Source organism: Streptomyces sp. RP5T, assembly GCF_003933965.1.
Taxonomy (GTDB): domain Bacteria; phylum Actinomycetota; class Actinomycetes; order Streptomycetales; family Streptomycetaceae; genus Streptomyces.
Genome location: NZ_RSAJ01000002.1, coordinates 19,845 through 41,625 on the forward strand (window position 1 = coordinate 19,845; position 21,781 = coordinate 41,625).

Here is a 21,781-nt window from a genome sequence, read left to right on the forward strand (position 1 = left end):
TGACGGATGGTGGAGACACAAGGCGGGGAGCCGGGCGACGGCGCCGCCGAGGTCCTCGACCGTCCGCTGCCCGACGGTGTGCGGCGCAGGGTCGTGCACATCGTCTCGGAGGGGTTCGGCGGACTGACCGTCGCCGAACTGCCCGCACAGCTGCGCCAGTACGCGCGCTTCGCGCCGAACCGGCGGGCCAAGTTCGCGGGCAACGCGATGGCGGCCGCGCTGGAGACCGATCCGCTCTTCCGTCAGCGCATCGGGGAGAAGTTCAGAGAGGCCCAGCCGGAACTGGCCGGCGCCCTCGACTCCGGTTCGCCGCCCCCGGCCGCGGACCCGCTCGACGTGGCGGCCGCGGCCTATGTGCTGCGCCCCACCGGCTGGGTCAAGCTGGTCACCGCGGCCGGCGAGGAGGCCCAGCGCGCGGACGCGGAGCGGGCCGACGAGGAGAACCGCGCCGAGCTGGAGCGGCTGCGCGAGGAGCTCACGGCCGCCCGCGAGCACACGCGCACCGAGACCGAGCGGCTGCGCACCGAGCTGGAGTCCGCCAAGAAGGAAGCCGAATCGCTTCACCGCAAGCTGCGTGCGGCACTCAGTGACGTCAAGCGCGGCGAGGCGGCGCTGCGCAAGCTGCAGGGCGAGATGGAGTCCGTACGCGCCGAGGGCCAGGCCCAGGTGTCCGCCGCCGAGAGCGAGTCCCGGCGCCTGAAGGCACGCCTCGGGGAGGCGGAGGCCGCGCTGGAGGCCACGCGCAGAGCGGCACGGGAGGGGCGTAGTGTCGAGGACATGCGCGTGCGTCTGCTTCTGGACACCGTTCTGGACGCGGCCCAGGGACTGCGCCGGGAACTGGCCCTGCCGCCGGTCTCCGTGCGGCCCGCCGAGACCGTGGACGCGGTCGAACCGGGCCGCATGACACCGAAGGACATCGCCGCGCGGGCCCTGTCCGACAGCGACCCGGCGATCCTGGACCAGCTGCTCGCCCTGCCCCAGGCGCACTTGGTGGTCGACGGCTACAACGTCACCAAGACCGGCTATCCCCAGATGCCGCTGGAGAAGCAGCGCCTGCGGCTCCTCGGACAGCTCTCGCAGCTCGCCGCGCAGACCGGGGCGGAGGTGACCTGTGTCTTCGACGGGGCCGAGCTCGCCGCGCCGGTGCTGCTCGCGCCGCCGCGCGGGGTGCGGGTGCTGTTCTCCAAGGCGGGTGTCACCGCCGACGAGTTGATCCGCCAGCTGGTGCGCGCCGAGCCGCCCGGGCGGCCGGTGATCGTCGCCTCGACCGACCGCGAGGTCGCCGACGGCATCGCCAAGGCGGGGGCGCGACCGGTCGCTTCGGCGGTGCTGCTGAAGCGGCTGTCCTAAACCTCGAAGTTAGCGGTTTAACGCCCGAATTAGCCGTATCATCACGCAACGTAGTGTCAAGCCCGCCTCACTGCACGTGAGTTATGTGCAAAGAATGCACGCTGTGACGAGATTTTGCTCCTGAGGATTTGAACTGATCACGGGAAGGTCACTAGGGTCTGGCCTCGAACCTCCGAGCGGGTGATCACTCAAAAGAAGGAGTTCACCTCCGTGGCGTCCCACCGTCGACCCAAGCAGCCGAGCCGTACGCGCGTGACCGTGCTCACGACCGCAGCGGCTGCCGCCGTGGCCCTCAGTGCCAATGCCGCCAACGCCGCGCCGAGCGAGAAGCCGAGCAAGGACGAGGTCAAGGCGAAGGTCGACGCCCTCTACGAGCAGGCCGAGCAGGCCACCGAGAAGCTCAACGGGGCCAAGGAGAAGCAGGAGAAGCTCCAGAAGGAGATCTCCACCATCCAGGACAACGTGGCCCGCGGCCAGGACGACCTGAACGAACTCCGTGACTCCATAGGCATGGCGGCCGCCGCGCAGTACCGCACCGGCTCCATCGACTCCTCGCTCCAGCTCTTCCTGTCGTCGAACCCGGACGACTACCTGGACAAGGCCTCCACCGCGGACCAGCTCAGCTCCCAGCAGGTCGAGGCGCTGAAGAAGATCCAGGAGAAGCAGCGCGAGCTGGCCCAGGACCGCGCCGAGGCCACCGAGAAGCTCCAGGACCTCGCCAGCACCCGCGCCGAACTGGCCAAGCAGAAGAAGGCCGTTCAGGGCAAGCTCGCCGAGGCGCAGAAGCTCCTCAACTCGCTCACCGCCGCCGAGAAGGCCGCCCTCGCCGCAGCCGACGCCCGCGCCAGCCGCTCCGCCAGCGAGCGCGTGGACCTCGGCAACACCGGCCCCGCCTCCGGCCGAGCCCTCGCCGCCTTCCAGGCCGCCCAGAGCAAGATCGGCTCGCCGTACGTCTACGGCGCCACCGGCCCCTCCTCCTTCGACTGCTCGGGCCTGACCTCCTGGGCCTTCGCGCAGGCCGGCGTCACCATCCCGCGCACCTCGCAGGCCCAGGCCAACGCCGGTACCCGTATCTACTCGCAGAGCGACCTCAAGGTCGGCGACCTGGTCATCTTCTACGGCGACCAGCACCACGTCGGCTTCTACGCCGGCAACGGCCAGGTCCTCCACGCCCCCCGCACCGGCACGGTCGTGCGCTACGAGTCGATCAACAACATGCCGTTCCAGTTCGGCGTACGGATCTGACACCCCACGACCCGCCCCCCGTTCGGGCGAATCGCGACAACCTCATCTGATTCCACGCCCCGCCCATGACCTGCGTCTGAGGCGGGGCGCCCGGTTGTGCATCCCTTGAGGTCTTTGGTCAGGTCCCGTTCCCGGGGCTACTGTCTGCCGCGTTCTCGTCCGCCAACGGAAGGAGCGCGGCTTCCCGTGGGGTCCCATCGCCGCCTTGCCCAGACGTCCGGGTTCAACCGGGGCGCCGGTGCCGCCCTGTGCGCGCTGTCCGCGGCGGCAGCCGCACTCGGCGCCGTACCGGCCGTCGCCGCTCCGTCCGCCGACACCAGGGCCGAGGTGGACCGCCTCTACGAGCAGGCCGAGCGGGCCACCGAGGCCTACAACAAGGCCGACGACCGCGCCGACGCGCTGCGCGAGGAGGTCGGCACCGCGCAGGACACCATCGCCCGGCATCAGGAGCGCATCAACTCCCTGCGGGAGAAGCTCGGTTCACTGGCCGGGGCCCAGTACCGCGCCGGCGGCCTCGATCCGTCCCTCGCGCTGCTGTTCTCCGACGACCCGGACGAGTACCTCGACAAGGCGGCCGCTCTGGACCGCATCAACGCCCACCAGGCGGGCGAGCTCAGGGGCCTTCAGGAGGCCATGCGCGAACTCGCCCAGGAGCGCAGCGAGGCGGCCCGGAAGCTCGGCGAACTGGAGAGGAGCCGCAAGGCCGTCGCCTCCCACAAGCGGACCGTCGAGAAGAAGCTCGCCCGGGCGCGCGAGCTGCTCAACTCCCTGCCGTCCGACGAGCGGGCCGCCTACGACCGGGCCTCGCGCTCCGGCCGTGCCGAGATGCCCGACCTCTCGGGAGCCGTGGCGCCCTCGGGCCGGGCGGCCGCCGCCGTGGCCGCCGCGCAGTCCGCGGTCGGCAAGCCGTACGTGTGGGGTGCCAACGGGCCGGGCGCCTTCGACTGTTCGGGCCTGATGCAGTGGTCGTACGCCCAGGCCGGCGTCTCCCTCCCGCGCACCTCGCAGGCCCAGCGGTACGCCGGCCGCCAGGTGCCGCTCTCCCAGGCGCGGCCCGGTGACCTGGTCACCTACCGGGGGGACGCCAGCCATGTCGGCATGTACGTCGGCAACGGCCAGGTCGTGCACGCCCCCTACCCCGGTGCCCCGGTGCGCTACGACCCGGTGGGCATGATGCCGGGGGCGACGGTCACGCGCCCCTGACCGACGGCCGCGATGCCCGTACGATCGGGAAACATGGCTGGTCGACGGCGGGTGCCGAAACGCGGTGCGGTGGTGCTGTGCCTGCTGCTCGCCTCGCTGGTGTCCTGCGGCGGGCGGCCGACGGCCACCGACGCCGCCGAGGCCGACGTGCAGCACGTCCTCGACCTGCGGGCGGCGGCCGTCCTGGACCGGGACGGAGCGGCGGTGGCCGAGACGGGTACCGCGGACTGGTTCGAGGACGTGAGCGCGGTGCCGCTCGCCTCCTGGGCCTACAGGGTCACCGCCGTCCACCGCACCGGCGCCGGTGCCACCGCCGACGCCGAACTGCGGTACCAGGTCCAGGGTTACGACCAGGCCCCCGTCACCGTCGCCCGCACGCTGGACCTCTCCCTCGACGCGGCCGGCCACTGGTACGTGAAGGACGAGAAGCCCGCGAAGAAGGCCCCGCAGCAGCTGTGGGACCAGGGCGAGGTGACCGTCGTCCGCGGGAAGCACAGCATCGTCCTCGGTGTCGGCCAGTCCGGCGAGCGGCTGCACTCCTTCGCGGACCTCGCCGACGACGCCGTGCCCGCCGTGTCCGACGCCTGGGGCACCGGATGGTCCCGGCACGTCGTCGTGCTCGTACCGAGGTCCCTGGACGGCATGGCGGGGCTGCTCGGCTCGCCCGCCTCCTCGTACCGCGGGATCGCGGCCGTCACCACCGGCGAGACCGGGGCCCCGGCGCGGGCACCCGCGGACCGGATCATCGTCAACCCCGACGCGTACGGCCTGCTCGGCAACCTCGGCCGACAGGTCGTGCTCACCCACGAGACCACCCATGTGGCCACCCGCGCCGACACCACCGCCGCGACCCCGCTGTGGCTGTCGGAGGGCTATGCCGACTGGGTCGGCTACCGGGGCACCGGGCGCACCCCGGCCGAGGTCGCGCCGGAGCTGGGGGAGGCGGTGTCGGCGGGCCGGGTGCCGGCGGCCCTGCCGTCCGACGCGGACTTCGGCTTCGGCGGCACCGCGTCCGGCCTCGCGATGTCCTACGAGGGCGGCTGGCTGGCCTGCCGTCTGATCGCGGACCGCTGGGGCGAGGCGAAGCTGGGTGAGTTCTACCGCGCGGTGGGCACGCACGAGAAGCGCCCGGGAGCGGTGGAGAAGTCCATGGCGGACGTCCTCGGCACCGACCTGAGGACCTTCACCGCCCAGTGGCGGCAGTACCTGCGAGATCAGCTGGCCTGAGCCGACGGCTCCCGGGGCTCAGGAGGACGCCGGGTCTCCCGGGCCGGCTCGGGTTCCTGATCCTCCGGCACCGGGGGCGCGGGGGTGCGTTTCGGGACCGTCGCTCGCCACAGGGTGCGCATGCCGAGGGCCGTGGCGAGGACGAGCAGGCCGTTGCGGACGAGCAGGAGGGTGATGCCGAGGGGGGTGCTGCCCACGACGTCCGCGAACCAGATCGGGAACTCCAGGACCGTCACGAAGCACGCCACCAGCACCAGGACGGCCGGCACGCCCATCCGGCTCGCGCGAAAGCACAGACAGGCCGCCGCGAGGCCGACCAGCCACACCATGTACTGCGGGCTGATCACCCGGCTGGTGGTGGTGAACATCAGCACCGCCACCAGCGCCGCGTCGGCCGCCGTGTGCGTCTCGAACCGGGTGGCCGACAGCCGCCACAGCAGCAGCAGTCCGAAGGCCATGCCGGTCAGCGCGAGCGCGGCCGTGCTGACGGTGGTCACCCAGGGGCCGAGGAACTCCACCGAGCCGTAGTTCAGCAGCACCTGGCCGTCCCAGCCGTGGTGACGGGCGATGTGGAAGACCAGCGAGCCCAGCGACTCCACCTCGGTGCCCCGCTCCCGCTGGAAGGTCAGGAAGGCGAAGGCCCCGGGCATCGCCACCGCGAACAGCCCGGCGACGACGAGCACGGTCAGGGCCGCCGAGGCCCACACGCCGCGTCTGCGGATGCCGACCAGGATCAGCGCCGGCCACACCTTCAGCAGCGCCCCGAAGCCCACCAGGGCCCCCGCCACGCGAGGGTGCCGGGCGGCCGCGAGGACGGCGGCGACCGCCACCGCGGTCACCATCACGTCGTAGCGGGAGTAGACGGTCGGGCCGAGCAGCGGTACGCCCGCCACCCACACCCAGGCCCCCCGCAGCCGCCGCCCGTCGCGCAGGCCCGCGTACAGCAGCAGGAGCAGGACGGCCAGGTCCGCCGCGAAGGCCATGAGGAAGAAGGCCTGCGTGTACTCCAGGAAGGGCAGCAGCGCGGGGGAGAGGATCGCGAGGGCCGCGGCGGGCGGATACTGCCAGGTCACGTCGGACTGCGGGAACGTTCCGGTGCGCAGGACGTCGTACCAGCCCTGGTAGATCACCGACACGTCACTCGTGACGTCCGGGCCGGGGAAGACGTACACCCGGAAGACCCACAGCAGGAGCAGCAGTCTGGTCACGCCCCAGGTCAGCAGCAGCCCGGTCAGGGACCACCGCACGGCCTTCGTCTCCACGTGATCCCCTGCCGTTCTCTACCGGTCTTGAGGGGAACATGATGTCCCGCTCTCCTGTGAGGGTGCCACAAACGTGGCCGCGCCCGGCTGTGAGCAGCCGGTTCGGTAGGGTCTGCGGCGATGCACAAGACCCTGATCGTGACGAACGACTTCCCGCCCCGCCCGGGGGGCATCCAGGCGTTCCTGCACAACATGGCGCTGCGGCTCGACCCCGAGCGCCTGGTCGTCTACGCCTCCACCTGGAAGCGGGGCCGGGAGGGCGTCGAGGCGACCGCGGCCTTCGACGCCGAGCAGCCCTTCACCGTCGTACGGGACTCCACGACCATGCTGCTGCCGACGCCGGGGGCGACCCGGAGGGCCGTCGCTCTGCTGCGGGAGCACGGCTGTACGTCGGTGTGGTTCGGGGCGGCCGCGCCGCTCGGCCTGATGGCGCCCGCGCTCCGGAGGGCCGGCGCCGAACGGCTGGTGGCGACCACCCACGGGCACGAGGCCGGTTGGGCCCAGCTGCCCGCCGCACGGCAGCTGCTGGGCCGGATCGGGGAGTCCACGGACACGATCACCTACCTCGGGGAGTACACGCGGTCGCGGATCGCCGCCGCGCTGACGCCCCGGGCGGCCGCGAGGATGGTGCAGCTGCCGCCCGGCGTCGACGAGAAGACCTTCCACCCCGGGTCGGGCGGCGACGCCGTGCGGGCGCGGCTGGGACTGACGGACCGGCCGGTGGTCGTGTGCGTGTCCCGGCTCGTGCCGCGCAAGGGGCAGGACACCCTCATCCTCGCCATGCCGCGCATCCTGGCCGCGGAGCCCGACGCCGTTCTGCTCGTGGTCGGTGGCGGGCCCTACGAGAAGGACCTGCGCCGGCTCGCCCACGAGACCGGCGTCGCCGGTTCCGTGCGCTTCACCGGGGCCGTGCCCTGGGCCGAGCTGCCCGCGCACTACGGCGCCGGGGACGTGTTCGCGATGCCGTGCCGGACCCGCCGGGGCGGGCTCGACGTCGAGGGTCTCGGGATCGTCTACCTGGAGGCCTCGGCCACCGGGCTCCCGGTGGTCGCGGGTGACTCCGGGGGCGCCCCCGACGCCGTGCTCGACGGCGAGACCGGGTGGGTCGTGCGGGGCGGTTCCCCGGAGGAGGCCGCCGAGCGGATCACCGTCCTCCTCGGTGACGCGGAACTGCGGAGGCGCATGGGGGAGCGGGGGCGGGAGTGGGTCGAGGAGAAGTGGCGGTGGGACTTGTTGGCGGAAAAGTTGAAGACGCTGCTATAGCCGGAGCCGGATAATCCGCCCATGCTGCGGCCATGACAGGAAAACTGATACAGCGTCAGCTGACCAGACGTCAGATCCTTGGTATGGCCGCCCTCCAAACGGCGGCCACTCTCGGCTTCACCCGTGTCGGGCTCCAGTCGGCCCGCGCGGACGAGCCCGCCGCGGTCGAGTCCGCGCCCGCCATCGTCGTCGGCTCCGGCTACGGCGCCTCCGTCGCCGCCCTCCGCCTCGGGCAGGCCGGCATCCGCACCCTCGTCCTGGAGATGGGCCGGCTGTGGAACACCGCAGGCCCCGACGGCAAGGTCTTCTGCAACACCGCCAACCCCGACCAGCGCTCCATGTGGTTCCGCACCCGCACCGAGGCCCCGCTGGCGAGCTTCCTGTGGCTGGACGTCGTCAACAAGGACATCACCCCCTACCCGGGCGTCCTGGACCGCGTCCGCTTCTCCGGCATGTCGGTCTTCGTGGGCCGCGGGGTCGGCGGCGGCTCCCTGGTCAACGGCTCGATGGCGGTCACCCCGCTCCAGTCCTGGTTCGCCGAGCAGTTCCCGACCGTGGACACCGCGGAGATGTACTCCACGTACTTCCCGCGCGCCCGGGCCATGCTCGGCGTCAACACCATCGACCCGGCCTGGTTCGAGTCGACCGAGTGGTACCAGTTCTCCCGGGTCTCCCGGAAGCACGCCCAGAAGGCCGGTCTGAGGACCACCTTCGTGCCCAGCGTCTACGACTTCGGCTACATGCAGCGCGAGGCCGCCGGCACCGCCACCAGGTCGGCCCTCGGCCAGGAGGTCATCTACGGCAACAACTTCGGCAAGAAGAGCCTCGACAAGACCTATCTGGCGTCCGCGCTCGGCACCGGCAACGTCACCATCCACACCATGGAGAAGGTCACCGGGATCAGCCGGGCCAACGACGGCAGTTGGGTGCTGACCGCCGAACGCATCGACTACACCGGCGCGGTCGTCGAGACCAAGCAGTACGGCTGCACCTATCTGTTCCTCGGCGGCGGCAGCCTCGGCACGAGCGAACTCCTGCTCCGGTCACGGCAGTCGGGGACGCTCCCGGCACTGGACGCGAGCGTCGGGGCGGGCTGGGGGCCCAACGGCAACACGATGCTCGGGCGGGCCAACCACCTGTGGGACACCGTCGGGGCCAACCAGTCGACCATGCCGGTCATGGGCATCGACGACTGGGCCAACGCCGACAACCCCGTCTTCGCCGAGATCGCTCCCCTGCCCACGGGGCTGGAGCACTGGGTCAGCCTCTACCTGGCGATCACCAAGAACCCCCAGCGCGCCCGGTTCTCCTACGGCAGCGGAGGGCTGGCGCTCGACTGGAGCGCGGCGCAGAGCGCGGTCTCCTCCGGCATGGCCAAGAAGCTCTTCGACCGGATCAACTCCGCCAACGCGACCATCTACCGGTACGACCTCTTCGGCTCCCCCAGCAGGGTCTTCGCCGACGACTTCACCTACCACCCGCTGGGCGGCTGCGTGCTGGGCAAGGCCACCGACAACTACGGCCGGGTGAAGGGCTATCCGAGGCTGTACGTCACCGACGGCTCGCTGATCCCCGGCAACATCGGGGTGAACCCGTTCGTCACCATCACCGCGCTCGCCGAACGGACGATGGCGCGGGTCCTCGTGGAGGACACCGCGCCATGACGATCCGTCAGGAGGCTTACTGCTTCGCGTAGATCGCCTCGATCTCGGCCGCGTAGTCCTTCGCCACCACATTGCGCTTCAGCTTCAGCGACGGCGTGAGGTGGCCCGTCTCCTCCGTGAACTGGGAGGACAGAATGCGGAACTTCCGCACCGATTCCGCCTTCGACACCGCGGCGTTGCCGTCGTCGACCGCGGCCTGGATCGCCGCGTTCAGGTCCGCGTCCCCGGCCAGCGACGCCGCGGTGGAACCCGCCGGCTTGCCGTGCTCCTCGGCCCAACGGCCCAGGAACTCCTCGTCGATGGTGACCAGCGCGCCCACGAACGGCCGCCCGTCGCCCACCACCATGCACTCCGCGACCAGCGCGTGCGCCCGGATGCGGTCCTCGATCACGGCCGGGGCGACGTTCTTGCCGCCCGCGGTGACGATGATCTCCTTCTTGCGGCCGGTGATCCTGAGGTAGCCGTCCTCGTCGAGGGTGCCGATGTCACCGGTGTGGAACCAGCCGTCGGTGAGCGCCTCGGCGGTCGCGGCCTCGTTGTTCCAGTAGCCCTTGAACAGGTGCTCGCCGTGCAGCAGCACCTCGCCGTCGTCCGCGATCCGGATCACCGAGCCCGGCAGCGGCTGCCCGACCGTGCCGATCTTCGTGCGGTCCCAGGGGTTGAACGCGGTCGCGGCACAGGACTCGGTCAGGCCGTAGCCCTCCAGGACCGTGAAGCCGATGCCGCGGAAGAAGTGCCCGAGCCGCTCGCCCAGCGGGGCACCGCCGGAGATGGCGTACTCGCCCCGGCCGCCGAGGACCGCCCGCAGCTTGCTGTAGACCAGCTTGTCGAAGGTCTTGTACTTGATCTTCAGTCCGAGCGACGGGCCCGACGGGGTGTCAAGCGCCTTGCTGTAGGCGATCGCCGTGTCGGCGGCCTTGTCGAAGATCTTGCCCTTGCCGTCCGCCTGCGCCTTGGCGCGCGCCGAGTTGTAGACCTTCTCGAAGACACGGGGGACGCCGAGGATCAGCGTCGGCCGGAAGGAGGCCAGTTCGTCGGTGAGCTGCTTGATGTCCGGGACCATGCCCAGCTTGATCGGCGCCATCATCGGCGCGATCTGCACCAGCCGGCCGAAGACGTGCGCGAGCGGCAGGAACAGCAGGACCGAGCACTCGCCGGTGCGGAACAGCGGGCGCAGCCGCTCCACGATGTTGCCGCACTCCGCGAAGAAGCTGCGGTGGGTGAGCACACAGCCCTTGGGGCGGCCGGTGGTGCCGGAGGTGTAGACGATCGTCGCCGCGTCGTCGGCCTTCGCCAGCGAGCTGCGCTCCTCGACGGCCGCGTCGCTGATGTCCTTGCCCGCGCGGCCCAGTTCCTCGATGCCGCCGCCCTCGATCTGCCAGACGTGCTTGAGCGCGGGCAGGTTCTCGCGCACCGACTCGACGGCCGCGCTGTGCGAGTCCAGCTCCACGACGCACGCGGTCGCGCCCGAGTCGGACAGGATCCACTGGATCTGCTCCGGCGAGCTCGTCTCGTACACCGGCACGGTCACCGCGCCCGCGCACCAGATCGCGAAGTCGAGCAGCGTCCACTCGTAGCGCGTGCGGGACATCAGACCGACCCGGTCGCCCGGCTGGACACCGGAGGCGATGAGCCCCTTGGCGGCGGCGTGCACCTCGGCGAGGAACGCCGTGGCCGTCACGTCCTGCCACTGGCCTCCCACCTTGCGGGCGATGACGGCGACGTCGGGATGCTGCGCGGCGTTTCTACGGACGATGTCGGTGAGATTGCCGTCCGCAGGGACCTCGTACAAAGCCGGAAGGCTGAACTCGCGCAAGACTGCTGCTCCTCATAGGGCGCCGGCGCCACGACGTTGTGTGATGCGACGGTCGGTCCAAGGCTCGGGCAGGTGCTCAGGGATTCGTCGTCGAATGCTGAGCACGACTGGACTGCCCGGACGTTACCCGCCGGTATGGCTTCTTCGACAGGGGGGTCCGGCGAGATGTTCGCTGCGTCACACGGATTGGGGTTCTTCGCGCACAGTAGTCCACCTGCTTACTGACTGGCCAGTAACCGCAGGTCCGGTCGGCACTGTTCACGTATGCCCCACAGGCCTACTCTTGATCGTCATGGCACCCACACCGGCCGGAAACCGGAAGACCCGCGTACACGTGGTCAGCGACGTGCACGGCAACGCCCGTGACCTGGCCAGAGCCGGCGAGGGTGCCGACGCCCTGATCTGCCTGGGTGACCTGGTCCTGTTCCTCGACTACGCCGACCACTCGCGCGGCATCTTCCCCGACCTGTTCGGGGTCGAGAACGCCGACCGCATCGTGGAACTGCGCACCGCCCGCCGCTTCGAGGAGGCCCGCGACCTCGGCGCCAGGCTGTGGGGCGGCATCGGTGCCGACCGGGGCTCGGTGATCGAGACCGCGGTGCGCAAGCAGTACGCCGAGATGTTCGCCGCCTTCCCGACACCGACGTACGCGACCTACGGCAATGTCGACATGCCGCCGCTGTGGCCGGAGTACGCCGGACCCGGTACGACCGTGCTCGACGGCGAGCGGGCGGAGATCGGCGGCTGGACGTTCGGCTTCGTCGGGGGCGGTCTGCGGACCCCCATGCGGACGCCGTACGAGATCAGCGACGAGGAGTACGCGGCGAAGATCGAGGCGGTCGGCGAGGTGGACGTGCTGTGCACGCACATCCCGCCGGAGGTGCCGGAACTGGTCTACGACACGGTGGCGCGGCGGTTCGAGCGGGGCAGCCGGGCGCTGCTGGCCGCGATCCGCCGCACCCGTCCGCGGTACTCCCTGTTCGGCCACGTCCATCAGCCCCTGGTCCGCCGGATGCGGATCGGTGCGACGGAGTGCGTGAACGTCGGGCACTTCGCCGGCAGCGGCAAGCCGTGGGCGCTGGAATGGTGAGTCCGTCCGCGCGGTAGCCTTCACGCTGCACAGACGTGCGTACGCGTGCGTCACCCTTCCTCACCGGACCGTATCTGGAGGAGCCACGGCGATGGCGGAACACACCAGTTCGAGCATCACGATCGACGCTGCGCCGGCCGACGTCATGGCCGTGATCGCCGACTTCGCCCGCTATCCGGACTGGACGGGCGAGGTGAAGCAGGCGGAGGTGCTCTCCACGGACGCGTCCGGCCGCGCCGAGCAGGTCCGGCTGGTCATGGACGCGGGCGCCATCAAGGACGACCAGGTCCTCGGCTACACGTGGACCGGCCAGAACGAGGTCTCCTGGACGCTGGTCAAGTCCCAGATGCTGCGTCAGCTCGACGGCTCGTACGTGCTGAAGCCGGCCGGGGCGGGGGCGACCGAGGTCACGTACCTGCTGACGGTCGACGTCAAGATCCCGATGCTGGGGATGATCAAGCGCAAGGCGGAGAAGGTCATCATCGACCGGGCGCTGGCCGGTCTGAAGAAGCGGGTCGAGTCGGGGCGGTAGGGCTTCGCCGGTTCGCTGTCGGCTGCGGGCCGGTGGGGGTCGGTCGCGCAGTTCCCCGCGCCCCTGGGTGGGTGCGGTCGCAGCCTGCCCAGCCGTACCCGCCTTTTCGGGGGCGCGGGGAACTGCGCGACCAGCCACGACGCACCCGCAGCCGCGAGACGGCACATCGAGGCACCTCCTCTGCGTCCGTTACGGTTCACCCCTATGCGCACCATCCTGATCACCGGTCCCGGCGGCAGCGGCCGTACCACCGTAGCCGCCGCCACCGCGCTCGCCGCCGCCCGCGAGGGAACCCGCACCCTCGTGCTGAGCGCCGACCGGACGGACACCCTGGGCACGGTCCTCGGCGTACCGACCGGCGCGACCCCCGCCCAGGTCGCGGAGAACCTCACCGCCTGGCGCCCCGACGCCACCGCCGGATTCCGCGACGACCTCGCCGCGTTCCAGGAACGCGCCTCCCACGTGCTCGACCTGCTCGGCGCCTCCCGGCTGGACCCCGAGGAGGTCACCCCCCTCCCCGGCGCCGAGGAACTCACGCTGCTGCGCGCCCTGCGCGACGCCGCGCTCTCCGAGCGCCACGAGCTGCTCGTGGTGGACCTGCCGCCCGTCCCGCAGGCCCTCGCCCTGCTCTCCCTGCCCGAGGAACTGCGCCGCTACCTGCGCCGGCTGCTGCCCGCCGAGCGCCAGGCGGCCGCCGGTCTGCGTCCCGTCCTCGGCCGGCTCGCCGGCGTCCCCATGCCCTCGGAGTGGCTGTACGAGACCGCCGCCCGCTGGGACACCGAACTCGGCGCGGTCCAGGCCGTCCTCGCCGACCGGGGGGCGGTGGTACGACTCGTCGCCGAACCCGGCCCCGCCGGCACCGACGCCGTGCATGCCGCGAGCCTGGCCCTCGCCCTGCGCGGCCTGCGCCCCGACATCCTGGTCGCCTCCCGCGTCGTACCGGAGGACTGGCCCGCCGGACTCGTGGCCCAGCAGCGCAAGGCCCTGGAGGAGTGGCAGGAGTCGTACGACGTCCGGAGCGTCCCGCATCTCGGCCACGACCCGCGCGGCGACGACGACCTCACCGCGCTCGCTGCCCCCGTGGTCAACGACACGACCTCCACCGTCGAGTGGCCCGTGGCCGACCAGCTTGCCGAGGACGGCGTCCTCGTCTGGCACATCCCGCTGCCCGGTGCCGTGCGCGACGAGCTGGACCTGATCCGGCGCGGCGACGAACTCGTGGTCAGCGCGGGGCAGTTCCGCCGGATCGTCCCGCTGCCCTCGGCCCTGCGCCGCTGCACCGTCGCCGGCGCCGCCCTGCGCGAGGGCGAGCTGCGGATCAGGTTCGCGCCGGACCCCGGTCTGTGGCCGCGCACCCCGTGAACCGGGTACGCCCATTCGGGTAACGTCGGAGGGACGAACCGTAGTCAGGAGGTCGTCATGAGCGAAGAGCTCCCCCCGTCCGACGCCGCGGACCGCGAGCCCGCGGACGCCGTGGACGAGGTACGGGCGACCGACGCCGACGCGTGGGCGACGGCGGTCGCGGAGGACCTCGCGGCGGAGAAGGCCCGCCGCCGCACCCAGTACGGCCCGCCCCCGGGCTCGGCCGCCGAGGAGCTGCGCAAACTGGTCGACAACGTCGCCGAGAAACTGTCCGGCCTCCAGTCCCCCCTGCTCGGGGGCATCGCCGGGCCCGCGGCCCAGCAGGTGGTCAAGCAGGTCGTGCAGCAGGCCAAGGCCGCGGTCGAGCCGGTCATCGAGCGCAACCCGGACGTCTTCGACCACCTCGCCGCCGCCGGTGGCGAACTCCTCGCCGCCTACCGCTCCGCGGTCCAGGCGCAGGAACAGCGCTGGAGCCGGCGTGACGACACCCTGCGCGACAAGGGCGAGGACCCCGGTCCCGAGCGCATCGACTTGGACTGAAACCCCCTGACGGCAGGGCCTCGGGTACGGTTGGCCGTAGCGGGGCTCGACCGAAACTGAGGGATTCATGGGACTCACCATCGGCGTCGACATCGGCGGCACGAAGATCGCGGCCGGCGTGGTCGATGAGGAAGGCAACATCCTCTCGACACACAAGGTGCCGACTCCGGGCACGGCCGAGGGCATCGTGGACGCGATCGCCTCGGCGGTGGAGGGCGCGCGTGCCGGACACGACATCGTGGGCGTGGGCATCGGTGCGGCCGGATACGTCAACCGCCAGCGCTCGGAGGTCTACTTCGCCCCCAACATCCACTGGCGCAACGAACCGCTGAAGGAGAAGGTCGAGACCCGTGTCGGCCTTCCGGTCGTCGTGGAGAACGACGCCAACGCGGCCGCGTGGGGCGAGTACAAGTTCGGCGCGGGCAAGGGCCACCGCAACGTCATCTGCATCACGCTCGGCACCGGCCTCGGCGGCGGCATCATCATCGGCAACAAGCTGCGCCGCGGCCACTTCGGTGTCGCGGCCGAGTTCGGCCACATCCGCATGGTCCCGGACGGCCTGCTGTGCGGCTGCGGCTCGCAGGGCTGCTGGGAGCAGTACGCCTCGGGGCGCGCGCTGGTGAGGTACGCCAAGCAGCGCGCCAACGCCACCCCGGAGAACGCCGAGATCCTCCTCGGCCTCGGTGACGGCAGCCCCGACGGCATCGAGGGCAAGCACATCTCCATGGCCGCCCGGCAGGGCGACCCGGTCGCCGTCGACTCCTACCGCGAGCTCGCCCGCTGGGCCGGCGCGGGCCTCGCCGACCTGGCCTCCCTCTTCGACCCGTCCGCCTTCATCGTCGGCGGCGGCCTCTCCGACGAGGGCGAACTGGTCCTGGACCCGATCCGCAAGTCCTACAAGCGCTGGCTCGTGGGCGGCAACTGGCGCCCCGTGGCCGACGTCATCGCGGCCCAACTGGGCAACAAGGCGGGCCTGGTGGGCGCGGCGGACCTGGCGAGAGAGCCCGACCCGATCATGTAACGGTGCCTTTTCCTTTTCAGGGGCGCGGGGAACCGCGCGACCAGCCACAACGAACCGGCGGTCGCGCACTCACCTCGCGCCCCTCTTCGGTGGGCGTAAATTGATCCACATGGTTCCGGTCAAAGTCCTGAGCTACAACATCCGCTCGATGCGAGACGACACAGCCGCACTGGCCCGGATCATCACGGCCTGCGCACCGGATCTCGTACTGGTCCAGGAGGCCCCCCGCTTCTTCCGCTGGCGCAAGAAGCTGGCACGGCTCGCCTCGGCCTCGGATCTGGTCGTCCTCACCGGGGGTGGCACAGCCGCGGGACCAGCCATCCTCTGCAACCTGCGGGCCACGGTCGAACGCACGGAGGACGTGCTCCTCCCGCTCACTCCGGGACAGCACAGGCGAGGCTTCGCCACCGCCGTCGTCGACATCGCGGGGGCCCGCCTCGGCGTTCTGAGCTGTCACCTGTCCCTGCAGAAGGACGAGCGCCACGACCAGGCGGGCGCCCTCCTCGACCGCCTGGCCGGCATGGGCGTGGAGCACGCCGTGGCCGGGGGCGACCTCAACGAGGGCCCCACCGGCCGCGCCTTCAGGCGCGTCGCCACCGGCCTCCAGGACTGCTGGGCGACCAGTCCTCAGGGCGGCGAACACACCTGGACCCGCACCGAACCCCACCAGCGCATCGACGCGATCTTCGCCACGAAGGGCATCGAGGTGCTCGGCTGCGGAGTCCCCCTGGACCTTCCCGGGATCACGCGGACAGACCTGAGGGCGGCCACCGACCACCTTCCGGTCCTGGCCACCCTCGCCGTGCCCGCGAACTGAGCCGGACTACACGACCGCGCCCCGGCCGGGGTTCTCGTCGTCCTCGTCGTCGGTCCGCATGCGCGTCACCAGCGTGACGAAGCCGCCGAGGAACCCGCCGATCCCGACCGTGGCCAGCCACCACGTCATCTCCCAGCCCAGCAGCACCGCGACCAGCAGCAGCACGGGCCCGCCCAGCACCCCCAGCCAGGCGAACTTCGCCGTGGTGTCGGCCGCGGGCAGCGGTGGCGGCTCCGGCGGGACGAAGTGGCCCTCGTCGTCCTCCTCGAAGTCGTCCTCGGACGGCTCCGGCGCGCTGTAGTCGCGCGGCCCGACGCCGGGCGCGAAGGAGACGGAACCGCCCAGCGGCTTCGCCGGCTTCTCGTCCTTGTTCGGCCCGGTCTCGGTCTTCTGCGTCTTCTCCGTCGCCGTGGGCTCGTCGTTGGTCTCGGTCTCCAGGAGCGCGAGATCCTCGACCGACTTGAACGGCTTCGTGCCCGGCGGGTCCTTCGGCTCCTCGCCGTACCCGGCGACGATGGCCGCCCACGCGGCCTCCTCGTCGAACGGGACGCCCTGCTCCTCCGGCTCGTGGCCCTCGCGGTCTTCGCGGTCGGAGTCGTGCTCAGCCACGGGCGGCCGTCCCTTCACTGCCGATGCCGGTGGTGTGCCGGCCGATGAACGCGAGGCTCTCGTCGAAAATCCGCTCCGCGTCATGGTCCAACGTCGCCACGTGGTAGCTCTGTTCCAGCACGATCTCGGTCACGTCCGTCGACGACACCCGGCTCAGCACGCGCGCGGAGTCGGTCGCCGGCACCACATGGTCCTGGGAGCTCCGCAGCACCAGCAGCGGCTGGGTGACCTGCGGCAGCTCGCCGTCGACCAGCCGGAAGAAGGTCCGCAGGGAGTGCGCCGCGTGCAGCGGCACCTTGTCGTACCCCAGCTCGACGCTGCCCTCCTTCTTGATGTCGCTGGCGATCCCGGGCGCCGTCCGCACGAAATGACGGGCCACCGGAAGGGCGTAGGGCGCGAGGCCGTGCATGCGGTTCGCCGGGTTGACGACCACGACACCGCGCACTGCGTCCCCGTGCTTGGCGGCCAGCCTGAGGGCCAGGGTGCCGCCCATGGACAGACCGGCCACGAACACGGAGGTGCAGCGCTCGGTCAGGGCGCGCAGCTCGCGGTCCACCTCGGCGTACCAGTCCTGCCAGCCCGTGAGGGCCATGTCCTGCCAGCGCGTGCCGTGCCCGGGCAGCAGCGGCAGGGAGACCGTCAGGCCGTGCTCGGCGAGGTGCTGGGCCCAGGGCCGCAGTGACTGGGGGGAACCGGTGAAGCCGTGGCAGAGAAGGACACCGGCCTCCCCGCCCTCATGGCGGAACGGCTCGGCTCCGGGGAGGACCGGCACCTGGGTCTCCTGTTCATGAAAGAAGTGTGAGCAAGTCCGGGTGTGGTTCACCGTACGCGACCGCACTGACACCGACCAGGGCCGTCGGTCTGTTTGCCGAGGGCCCGGGTTAAGGTCTGTTCGACGAACACAGGAGGCACTCGGTTGTTGTACGGCACGATGAAGGTCGCCATCGGCGGGCCGCTGAAGGTCGCCTTCAGGCCCTGGGTGGAAGGCCTGGAGAACATTCCCGCCGAGGGGCCGGCCATCCTGGCGAGCAACCACCTGTCCTTCTCCGACTCGTTCTTCCTGCCCGCGGTCCTCGACCGCAAGGTCACCTTCATCGCGAAGGCCGAGTACTTCACCACGCCCGGCGTGAAGGGCCGCCTCACGGCCGCCTTCTTCAAGGGCGTGGGCCAGCTCCCCGTGGACCGCTCCGGCGCGCGCGGCGCGGGCGAGGCGGCCATCAGGAGCGGCCTCGACGTCCTGGAGCGCGGTGAGCTGTTCGGGATCTACCCCGAGGGCACGCGCTCGCCCGACGGGCGCCTGTACCGCGGCAAGCCCGGCGGCCTCGCGCGCGTGGCGCTCGCCAGCGGCGCCCCGGTGATCCCCGTCGCCATGATCGACACGGAGAAGATCCAGCCGCCCGGCAAGGTCCTGCCCAAGCTGATGCGGCCGGGCATCCGCATCGGCGCGCCCCTGGACTTCAGCCGTTACCAGGGCATGGAGCACGACCGTTTCGTGCTGCGCGCGGTGACCGACGAGGTCATGTACGAGATCATGAAGCTCTCCGGCCAGGAGTACGTCGACATCTACGCGACCGCGGCCAAGCGGCAGATCTCGGAGGCCGCCAAGGCGGAGAAGGCCGCCAGGGCGGCTGCCGTGAAGGCCGAGGCCGGCGGTACGACGGCCGACGAGGACAAGCCCGGGGCCTCCGCGTCCTAGGATCCTGGGACACGGTGGTCCGGGCCCGGGGGTGGGGGAGATGGCCAAGCAAGTACGCGTCATGCGCATGTCGGTCGAGCAGCCGCTGTGGCGTGCCCTGACCGGGTACCGGGTGCTCACCATGCTGTACGCGGTCGGGCTCTTCGCCAGTACGTACGACGACTTCGACCGGCCCGGTATCGCCATCGCCTACTACGTCGTCCTGTGCGTCTGGACGCTGGCCACGCTGCCCCGCGTCCAGAACGCGGCCGCGTGCACCAAGCGCTTCCTCGCCGTCGACCTCGCGATCGCGCTCACCGGGATCGTGCTGACCCCGCTGGTCGTGAACCAGCACCACATCGACGGCGGCGGCCCCACCCTGCCGTCGATATGGACCGCCGGTTCCGTCCTCGCCTTCGCCATCAAGGGCGGCTGGCGCTGGGCCGCGCTCGCCTCCACGCCGGTCGCCGCCGCCAACCTGATCGAGCGCGGTCAGCCGGCCCGGGACACCGTCCACAACGTGATCCTCGTCTGGGTCGCCTCCCTCGCCATCGGCTACGTCGTCGAGGTCGCCCGCGCCTCCGAGCGCACCCTCGCCCGTGCTCTGGAGATCGAGGCGGCCACCCGGGAGCGCGAGCGGCTGGCCCGGGACATCCACGACAGCGTCCTGCAGGTGCTCGCCATGGTGCAGCGCCGCGGTGCGGTCCTCGGCGGCGAGGCGGCCGAGCTGGGCCGGATGGCCGGTGAGCAGGAGGTGGCGCTGCGCACCCTGGTCTCCGGCGGCCTGACCTCGGTCTCGCGGGTGTCGGCGGACGCGGCCCAGGGGGCGGTCGTCCACGTCGTCGACGAGGGGCCGGACGACGAGTCGGCCCGCGGGTCGCTCGACCTGCGCGCGCTGCTCGCCCCCTACGCCTCGGCGAAGGTCTCCCTCGTCGAGCCCGGCGCCCCCGTCCCGCTGCCCCCGGCGGCCGCCCGCGAGCTGGCCGCTGCCGTCGGGGCCGCCCTGGACAACGTCCACCGGCACGCCGGTGAGCACGCGCGTGCGTGGATCCTCGTCGAGGACGAGCCCGACGAGGTGATCGTGACCGTACGGGACGACGGCCCCGGCATCCCCGAGGGCCGGCTCGCCCAGGCCGAGGGCGAGGGGCGGCTCGGGGTGGCCCTGTCGATCCGGGGCCGGCTGCGCGAGCTCGGCGGCAGCGCCGAGCTGATCTCGCCTCCGGGGCAGGGCACGGAGGTCGAGCTGAAGGTACCGAAGGTCTCACGGGGGAAGGCAGGACAGCGATGAACGACAAGGACCCGATCAAGGTGATGGTGGTCGACGACCACCCCATGTGGCGCGACGCGGTCGCCCGGGACCTCGCGGAGTCCGGTTTCGACGTGGTCGCCACCGCCGGCGACGGCGACCAGGCCGTACGCCGGGCCAAGGCGGCCGGCCCGGACGTGCTGGTGCTCGACCTGAACCTGCCGGTGAAGCCGGGCGTCCAGGTCTGCAAGGAGCTCGTCGGCCACAACCCGGCCCTGCGCGTGCTCGTCCTGTCGGCCAGCGGCGAGCACGCCGACGTCCTGGAGGCCGTGAAGTCGGGCGCGACCGGCTACCTGCTCAAGTCGGCCTCCACCGAGGAACTCCTGGACGCGGTCCGCCGGACGGCCGTCGGCGACCCGGTCTTCACCCCGGGCCTCGCCGGCCTGGTCCTCGGCGAGTACCGCCGCCTCGCCTCCGACCCCGCGCCCGCCTCCGACCCGGACCAGCCGAAGGTCCCGCAGCTCACCGAGCGCGAGACCGAGGTGCTGCGTCTGGTCGCCAAGGGCCTGAGCTACAAGCAGATCGCCGAGCGCCTGGTGATCTCCCACCGCACGGTTCAGAACCACGTCCAGAACACCCTCGGCAAGCTGCAACTCCACAACAGGGTCGAACTCGTCCGCTACGCCATCGAACGAGGCCTCGACGACGAGTGAGACGCCCGTCACACTGACCCTTCGTCAGGCACCTGCGGCGAAGGGAACTGTCCATGCGCGTCGGAGTACTGACCGGAGGCGGCGACTGCCCCGGCCTCAACGCCGTCATCCGGGCCATCGTCCGCAAGGGCGTACAGGAGTACGGCTACGACTTCACCGGCTTCCGGGACGGCTGGCGGGGTCCACTGGAGGACGCCGCCGTCCCCCTGGACATCCCGGCCGTGCGCGGCATCCTGCCCCGCGGCGGCACCATCCTCGGCTCCTCGCGCACCAACCCGCTCAAGCAGGAGGACGGCATCCGCCGGATCCGGGAGAACCTGGCCGCGCGGGAGATCGAGGCGCTCATCGCGATCGGCGGCGAGGACACGCTCGGTGTCGCCGCCGAGCTCTCCGGCCGGCACGGCGTGCCCTGTGTCGGCGTACCGAAGACCATCGACAACGACCTCTCCGCCACCGACTACACCTTCGGCTTCGACACCGCCGTCGGCATCGCCACCGAGGCCATCGACCGGCTGCACACCACCGCCGAGTCCCACATGCGGGTCCTGGTCTGCGAGGTGATGGGCCGTCACGCCGGCTGGATCGCCCTGCACTCCGGCCTCGCGGGCGGCGCCAACGTCATCCTCATCCCCGAGCAGCGCTTCGACGTCGACCAGGTGTGCGCCTGGATCACCTCACGCTTCAAGGCGTCGTACGCCCCGATCGTGGTCGTCGCCGAGGGCGCCATGCCGAAGGACGGCGACATGGTGCTCAAGGACGAGTCGCTCGACTCCTTCGGCCACGTGCGCCTGTCCGGGGTCGGCGAGTGGCTGGCCAAGCAGATCGAGAAGCGCACCGGCAAGGAGGCCCGCACGACGGTCCTCGGGCACATCCAGCGCGGCGGCACCCCCAGCGCCTTCGACCGCTGGCTCGCCACCCGCTTCGGGCTGCACGCCATCGACGCCGTCCGCGACGGCGACTTCGGCAAGATGGTCGCCCTGCGCGGCACGGACATCGTGCGGGTGCCGATCGCGCAGGCCACGGCTCGGCTCAAGACGGTCGACCCGAAGCTGTACGACGAGGTCGGCGTCTTCTTCGGGTGAGGCCGGCCCGGCACGGCGTGGTTGTGGGCCGTATATTCGGCCCACAACCCACCAGAACGGGAGC

At 71.5% G+C, this 21,781-nt stretch carries 20 protein-coding genes; 16 read left to right on the forward strand and 4 right to left on the reverse strand.

Annotated features, from left to right (window positions below; all coding sequences use genetic code 11):
• The first annotated feature begins 6 nt into the window (after positions 1-6).
• The 4 genes from EHS43_RS00335 (at position 7) to EHS43_RS00350 (ending at position 5,025) form a co-directional block, all read left to right on the forward strand.
• Positions 7-1,350, forward strand: coding sequence for an NYN domain-containing protein (locus EHS43_RS00335; RefSeq protein ID WP_125188287.1), 1,344 nt, complete (start codon positions 7-9; stop codon positions 1,348-1,350).
• 210 nt (positions 1,351-1,560) lie between these two features.
• On the forward strand, positions 1,561-2,595 hold the full coding sequence (locus EHS43_RS00340; protein ID WP_125188289.1) for an NlpC/P60 family protein: 1,035 nt from the start codon (positions 1,561-1,563) through the stop codon (positions 2,593-2,595).
• 186 nt (positions 2,596-2,781) lie between these two features.
• On the forward strand, positions 2,782-3,798 hold the full coding sequence (locus EHS43_RS00345) for an NlpC/P60 family protein (RefSeq protein ID WP_125188291.1): 1,017 nt from the start codon (positions 2,782-2,784) through the stop codon (positions 3,796-3,798).
• 33 nt (positions 3,799-3,831) lie between these two features.
• Positions 3,832-5,025 carry a hypothetical protein gene (locus EHS43_RS00350; RefSeq protein ID WP_125188293.1) on the forward strand — a complete coding sequence of 398 codons (1,194 nt, stop codon included), beginning with the start codon at positions 3,832-3,834 and terminating at the stop codon, positions 5,023-5,025.
• On the opposite strand, the gene EHS43_RS00355 is transcribed toward EHS43_RS00350, so the two are convergent.
• Positions 5,013-6,287: a glycosyltransferase family 87 protein gene (locus tag EHS43_RS00355; RefSeq protein ID WP_125188295.1), complete on the reverse strand. Its 1,275-nt coding sequence runs from the start codon at positions 6,285-6,287 to the stop codon at positions 5,013-5,015. The genes EHS43_RS00350 and EHS43_RS00355 overlap by 13 nt on opposite strands.
• A gap of 120 nt (positions 6,288-6,407) precedes the next feature.
• Here EHS43_RS00355 and EHS43_RS00360 point away from each other — a divergent pair, with 120 nt between their 5' ends.
• Together EHS43_RS00360 and EHS43_RS00365 are read left to right on the forward strand one after the other, a co-directional pair.
• A complete protein-coding gene (locus tag EHS43_RS00360; RefSeq protein ID WP_125188297.1) occupies positions 6,408-7,550 on the forward strand; it encodes a glycosyltransferase family 4 protein in 1,143 nt (380 codons plus the stop codon).
• 83 nt (positions 7,551-7,633) lie between these two features.
• Positions 7,634-9,214 carry a GMC oxidoreductase gene (locus tag EHS43_RS00365; RefSeq protein ID WP_125188299.1) on the forward strand — a complete coding sequence of 527 codons (1,581 nt, stop codon included), beginning with the start codon at positions 7,634-7,636 and terminating at the stop codon, positions 9,212-9,214.
• Positions 9,215-9,230: 16 nt separating this feature from the next.
• On the opposite strand, the gene EHS43_RS00370 is transcribed toward EHS43_RS00365, so the two are convergent.
• Entirely contained in the window at positions 9,231-11,030 is a 1,800-nt protein-coding gene (locus EHS43_RS00370; RefSeq protein ID WP_125188301.1) for a long-chain fatty acid--CoA ligase, read from the reverse strand.
• Positions 11,031-11,322: 292 nt separating this feature from the next.
• On the opposite strand from EHS43_RS00370, the gene EHS43_RS00375 reads away from it, so the two are divergent.
• The 6 genes from EHS43_RS00375 to EHS43_RS00400 all read left to right on the forward strand — a co-directional run bounded on the left by EHS43_RS00375 (position 11,323) and on the right by EHS43_RS00400 (position 16,392).
• Entirely contained in the window at positions 11,323-12,120 is a 798-nt protein-coding gene (locus EHS43_RS00375) for a metallophosphoesterase (protein ID WP_125188303.1), read from the forward strand.
• A 91-nt stretch (positions 12,121-12,211) separates the two neighbouring features.
• A complete protein-coding gene (locus tag EHS43_RS00380) occupies positions 12,212-12,652 on the forward strand; it encodes an SRPBCC family protein (RefSeq protein ID WP_125188305.1) in 441 nt (146 codons plus the stop codon).
• 204 nt (positions 12,653-12,856) lie between these two features.
• Positions 12,857-14,014, forward strand: coding sequence for an ArsA family ATPase (locus EHS43_RS00385; protein WP_125188307.1), 1,158 nt, complete (start codon positions 12,857-12,859; stop codon positions 14,012-14,014).
• Positions 14,015-14,071: 57 nt separating this feature from the next.
• Positions 14,072-14,554: a DUF5304 family protein gene (locus tag EHS43_RS00390; protein ID WP_020119859.1), complete on the forward strand. Its 483-nt coding sequence runs from the start codon at positions 14,072-14,074 to the stop codon at positions 14,552-14,554.
• Between the two features lie 67 nt (positions 14,555-14,621).
• The gene (locus EHS43_RS00395; protein ID WP_007381458.1) at positions 14,622-15,575 is read left to right on the forward strand and encodes an ROK family glucokinase; all 954 of its coding nucleotides are present in this window, start codon (positions 14,622-14,624) and stop codon (positions 15,573-15,575) included.
• Between the two features lie 109 nt (positions 15,576-15,684).
• Complete coding sequence (locus EHS43_RS00400; RefSeq protein WP_125188309.1) at positions 15,685-16,392, forward strand: endonuclease/exonuclease/phosphatase family protein; 708 nt, start codon at positions 15,685-15,687, stop codon at positions 16,390-16,392.
• Between the two features lie 6 nt (positions 16,393-16,398).
• Here EHS43_RS00400 and EHS43_RS00405 read toward each other — a convergent pair whose 3' ends face one another.
• Positions 16,399-17,001, reverse strand: coding sequence for a hypothetical protein (locus tag EHS43_RS00405; RefSeq protein WP_125188311.1), 603 nt, complete (start codon positions 16,999-17,001; stop codon positions 16,399-16,401).
• Positions 16,994-17,773, reverse strand: a complete 780-nt coding sequence (locus tag EHS43_RS00410) for a carboxylesterase (protein WP_125188313.1) — start codon at positions 17,771-17,773, stop codon at positions 16,994-16,996. Before EHS43_RS00410 ends, EHS43_RS00405 begins: the two co-directional genes overlap by 8 nt.
• Positions 17,774-17,917: 144 nt before the next feature.
• On the opposite strand from EHS43_RS00410, the gene EHS43_RS00415 reads away from it, so the two are divergent.
• Genes EHS43_RS00415 through EHS43_RS00430 form a run of 4 tightly spaced genes read left to right on the forward strand, consistent with a single transcriptional unit; the run spans position 17,918 to position 21,717 of the window.
• Positions 17,918-18,697: a 1-acyl-sn-glycerol-3-phosphate acyltransferase gene (locus EHS43_RS00415; RefSeq protein WP_125188315.1), complete on the forward strand. Its 780-nt coding sequence runs from the start codon at positions 17,918-17,920 to the stop codon at positions 18,695-18,697.
• Between the two features lie 40 nt (positions 18,698-18,737).
• Positions 18,738-19,964: a MacS family sensor histidine kinase gene (gene macS, locus EHS43_RS00420; protein ID WP_125188317.1), complete on the forward strand. Its 1,227-nt coding sequence runs from the start codon at positions 18,738-18,740 to the stop codon at positions 19,962-19,964.
• Positions 19,961-20,635, forward strand: a complete 675-nt coding sequence (locus EHS43_RS00425; RefSeq protein WP_125188319.1) for a response regulator transcription factor — start codon at positions 19,961-19,963, stop codon at positions 20,633-20,635. Before macS ends, EHS43_RS00425 begins: the two co-directional genes overlap by 4 nt.
• A gap of 53 nt (positions 20,636-20,688) precedes the next feature.
• Complete coding sequence (locus EHS43_RS00430; protein ID WP_125188321.1) at positions 20,689-21,717, forward strand: 6-phosphofructokinase; 1,029 nt, start codon at positions 20,689-20,691, stop codon at positions 21,715-21,717.
• Positions 21,718-21,781: the final 64 nt, after the last annotated feature.

Bases quoted from the DNA above. Each gene is read 5' to 3' on its own strand.
- EHS43_RS00335 (WP_125188287.1), top strand. From the start codon at position 7: ATGGTGGAGACACAAGGCGGGGAGCCGGGCGACGGCGCCGCCGAGGTC.
- EHS43_RS00390 (WP_020119859.1), top strand. From the start codon at position 14,072: ATGAGCGAAGAGCTCCCCCCGTCCGACGCCGCGGACCGCGAGCCCGCG.
- EHS43_RS00365 (WP_125188299.1), top strand. From the start codon at position 7,634: ATGGCCGCCCTCCAAACGGCGGCCACTCTCGGCTTCACCCGTGTCGGG.
- EHS43_RS00400 (WP_125188309.1), top strand. From the start codon at position 15,685: ATGGTTCCGGTCAAAGTCCTGAGCTACAACATCCGCTCGATGCGAGAC.
- EHS43_RS00380 (WP_125188305.1), top strand. From the start codon at position 12,212: ATGGCGGAACACACCAGTTCGAGCATCACGATCGACGCTGCGCCGGCC.
- macS (WP_125188317.1), top strand. From the start codon at position 18,738: ATGGCCAAGCAAGTACGCGTCATGCGCATGTCGGTCGAGCAGCCGCTG.
- EHS43_RS00385 (WP_125188307.1), top strand. From the start codon at position 12,857: ATGCGCACCATCCTGATCACCGGTCCCGGCGGCAGCGGCCGTACCACC.
- EHS43_RS00375 (WP_125188303.1), top strand. From the start codon at position 11,323: ATGGCACCCACACCGGCCGGAAACCGGAAGACCCGCGTACACGTGGTC.
- EHS43_RS00350 (WP_125188293.1), top strand. From the start codon at position 3,832: ATGGCTGGTCGACGGCGGGTGCCGAAACGCGGTGCGGTGGTGCTGTGC.
- EHS43_RS00425 (WP_125188319.1), top strand. From the start codon at position 19,961: ATGAACGACAAGGACCCGATCAAGGTGATGGTGGTCGACGACCACCCC.
- EHS43_RS00430 (WP_125188321.1), top strand. From the start codon at position 20,689: ATGCGCGTCGGAGTACTGACCGGAGGCGGCGACTGCCCCGGCCTCAAC.
- EHS43_RS00360 (WP_125188297.1), top strand. From the start codon at position 6,408: ATGCACAAGACCCTGATCGTGACGAACGACTTCCCGCCCCGCCCGGGG.
- EHS43_RS00395 (WP_007381458.1), top strand. From the start codon at position 14,622: ATGGGACTCACCATCGGCGTCGACATCGGCGGCACGAAGATCGCGGCC.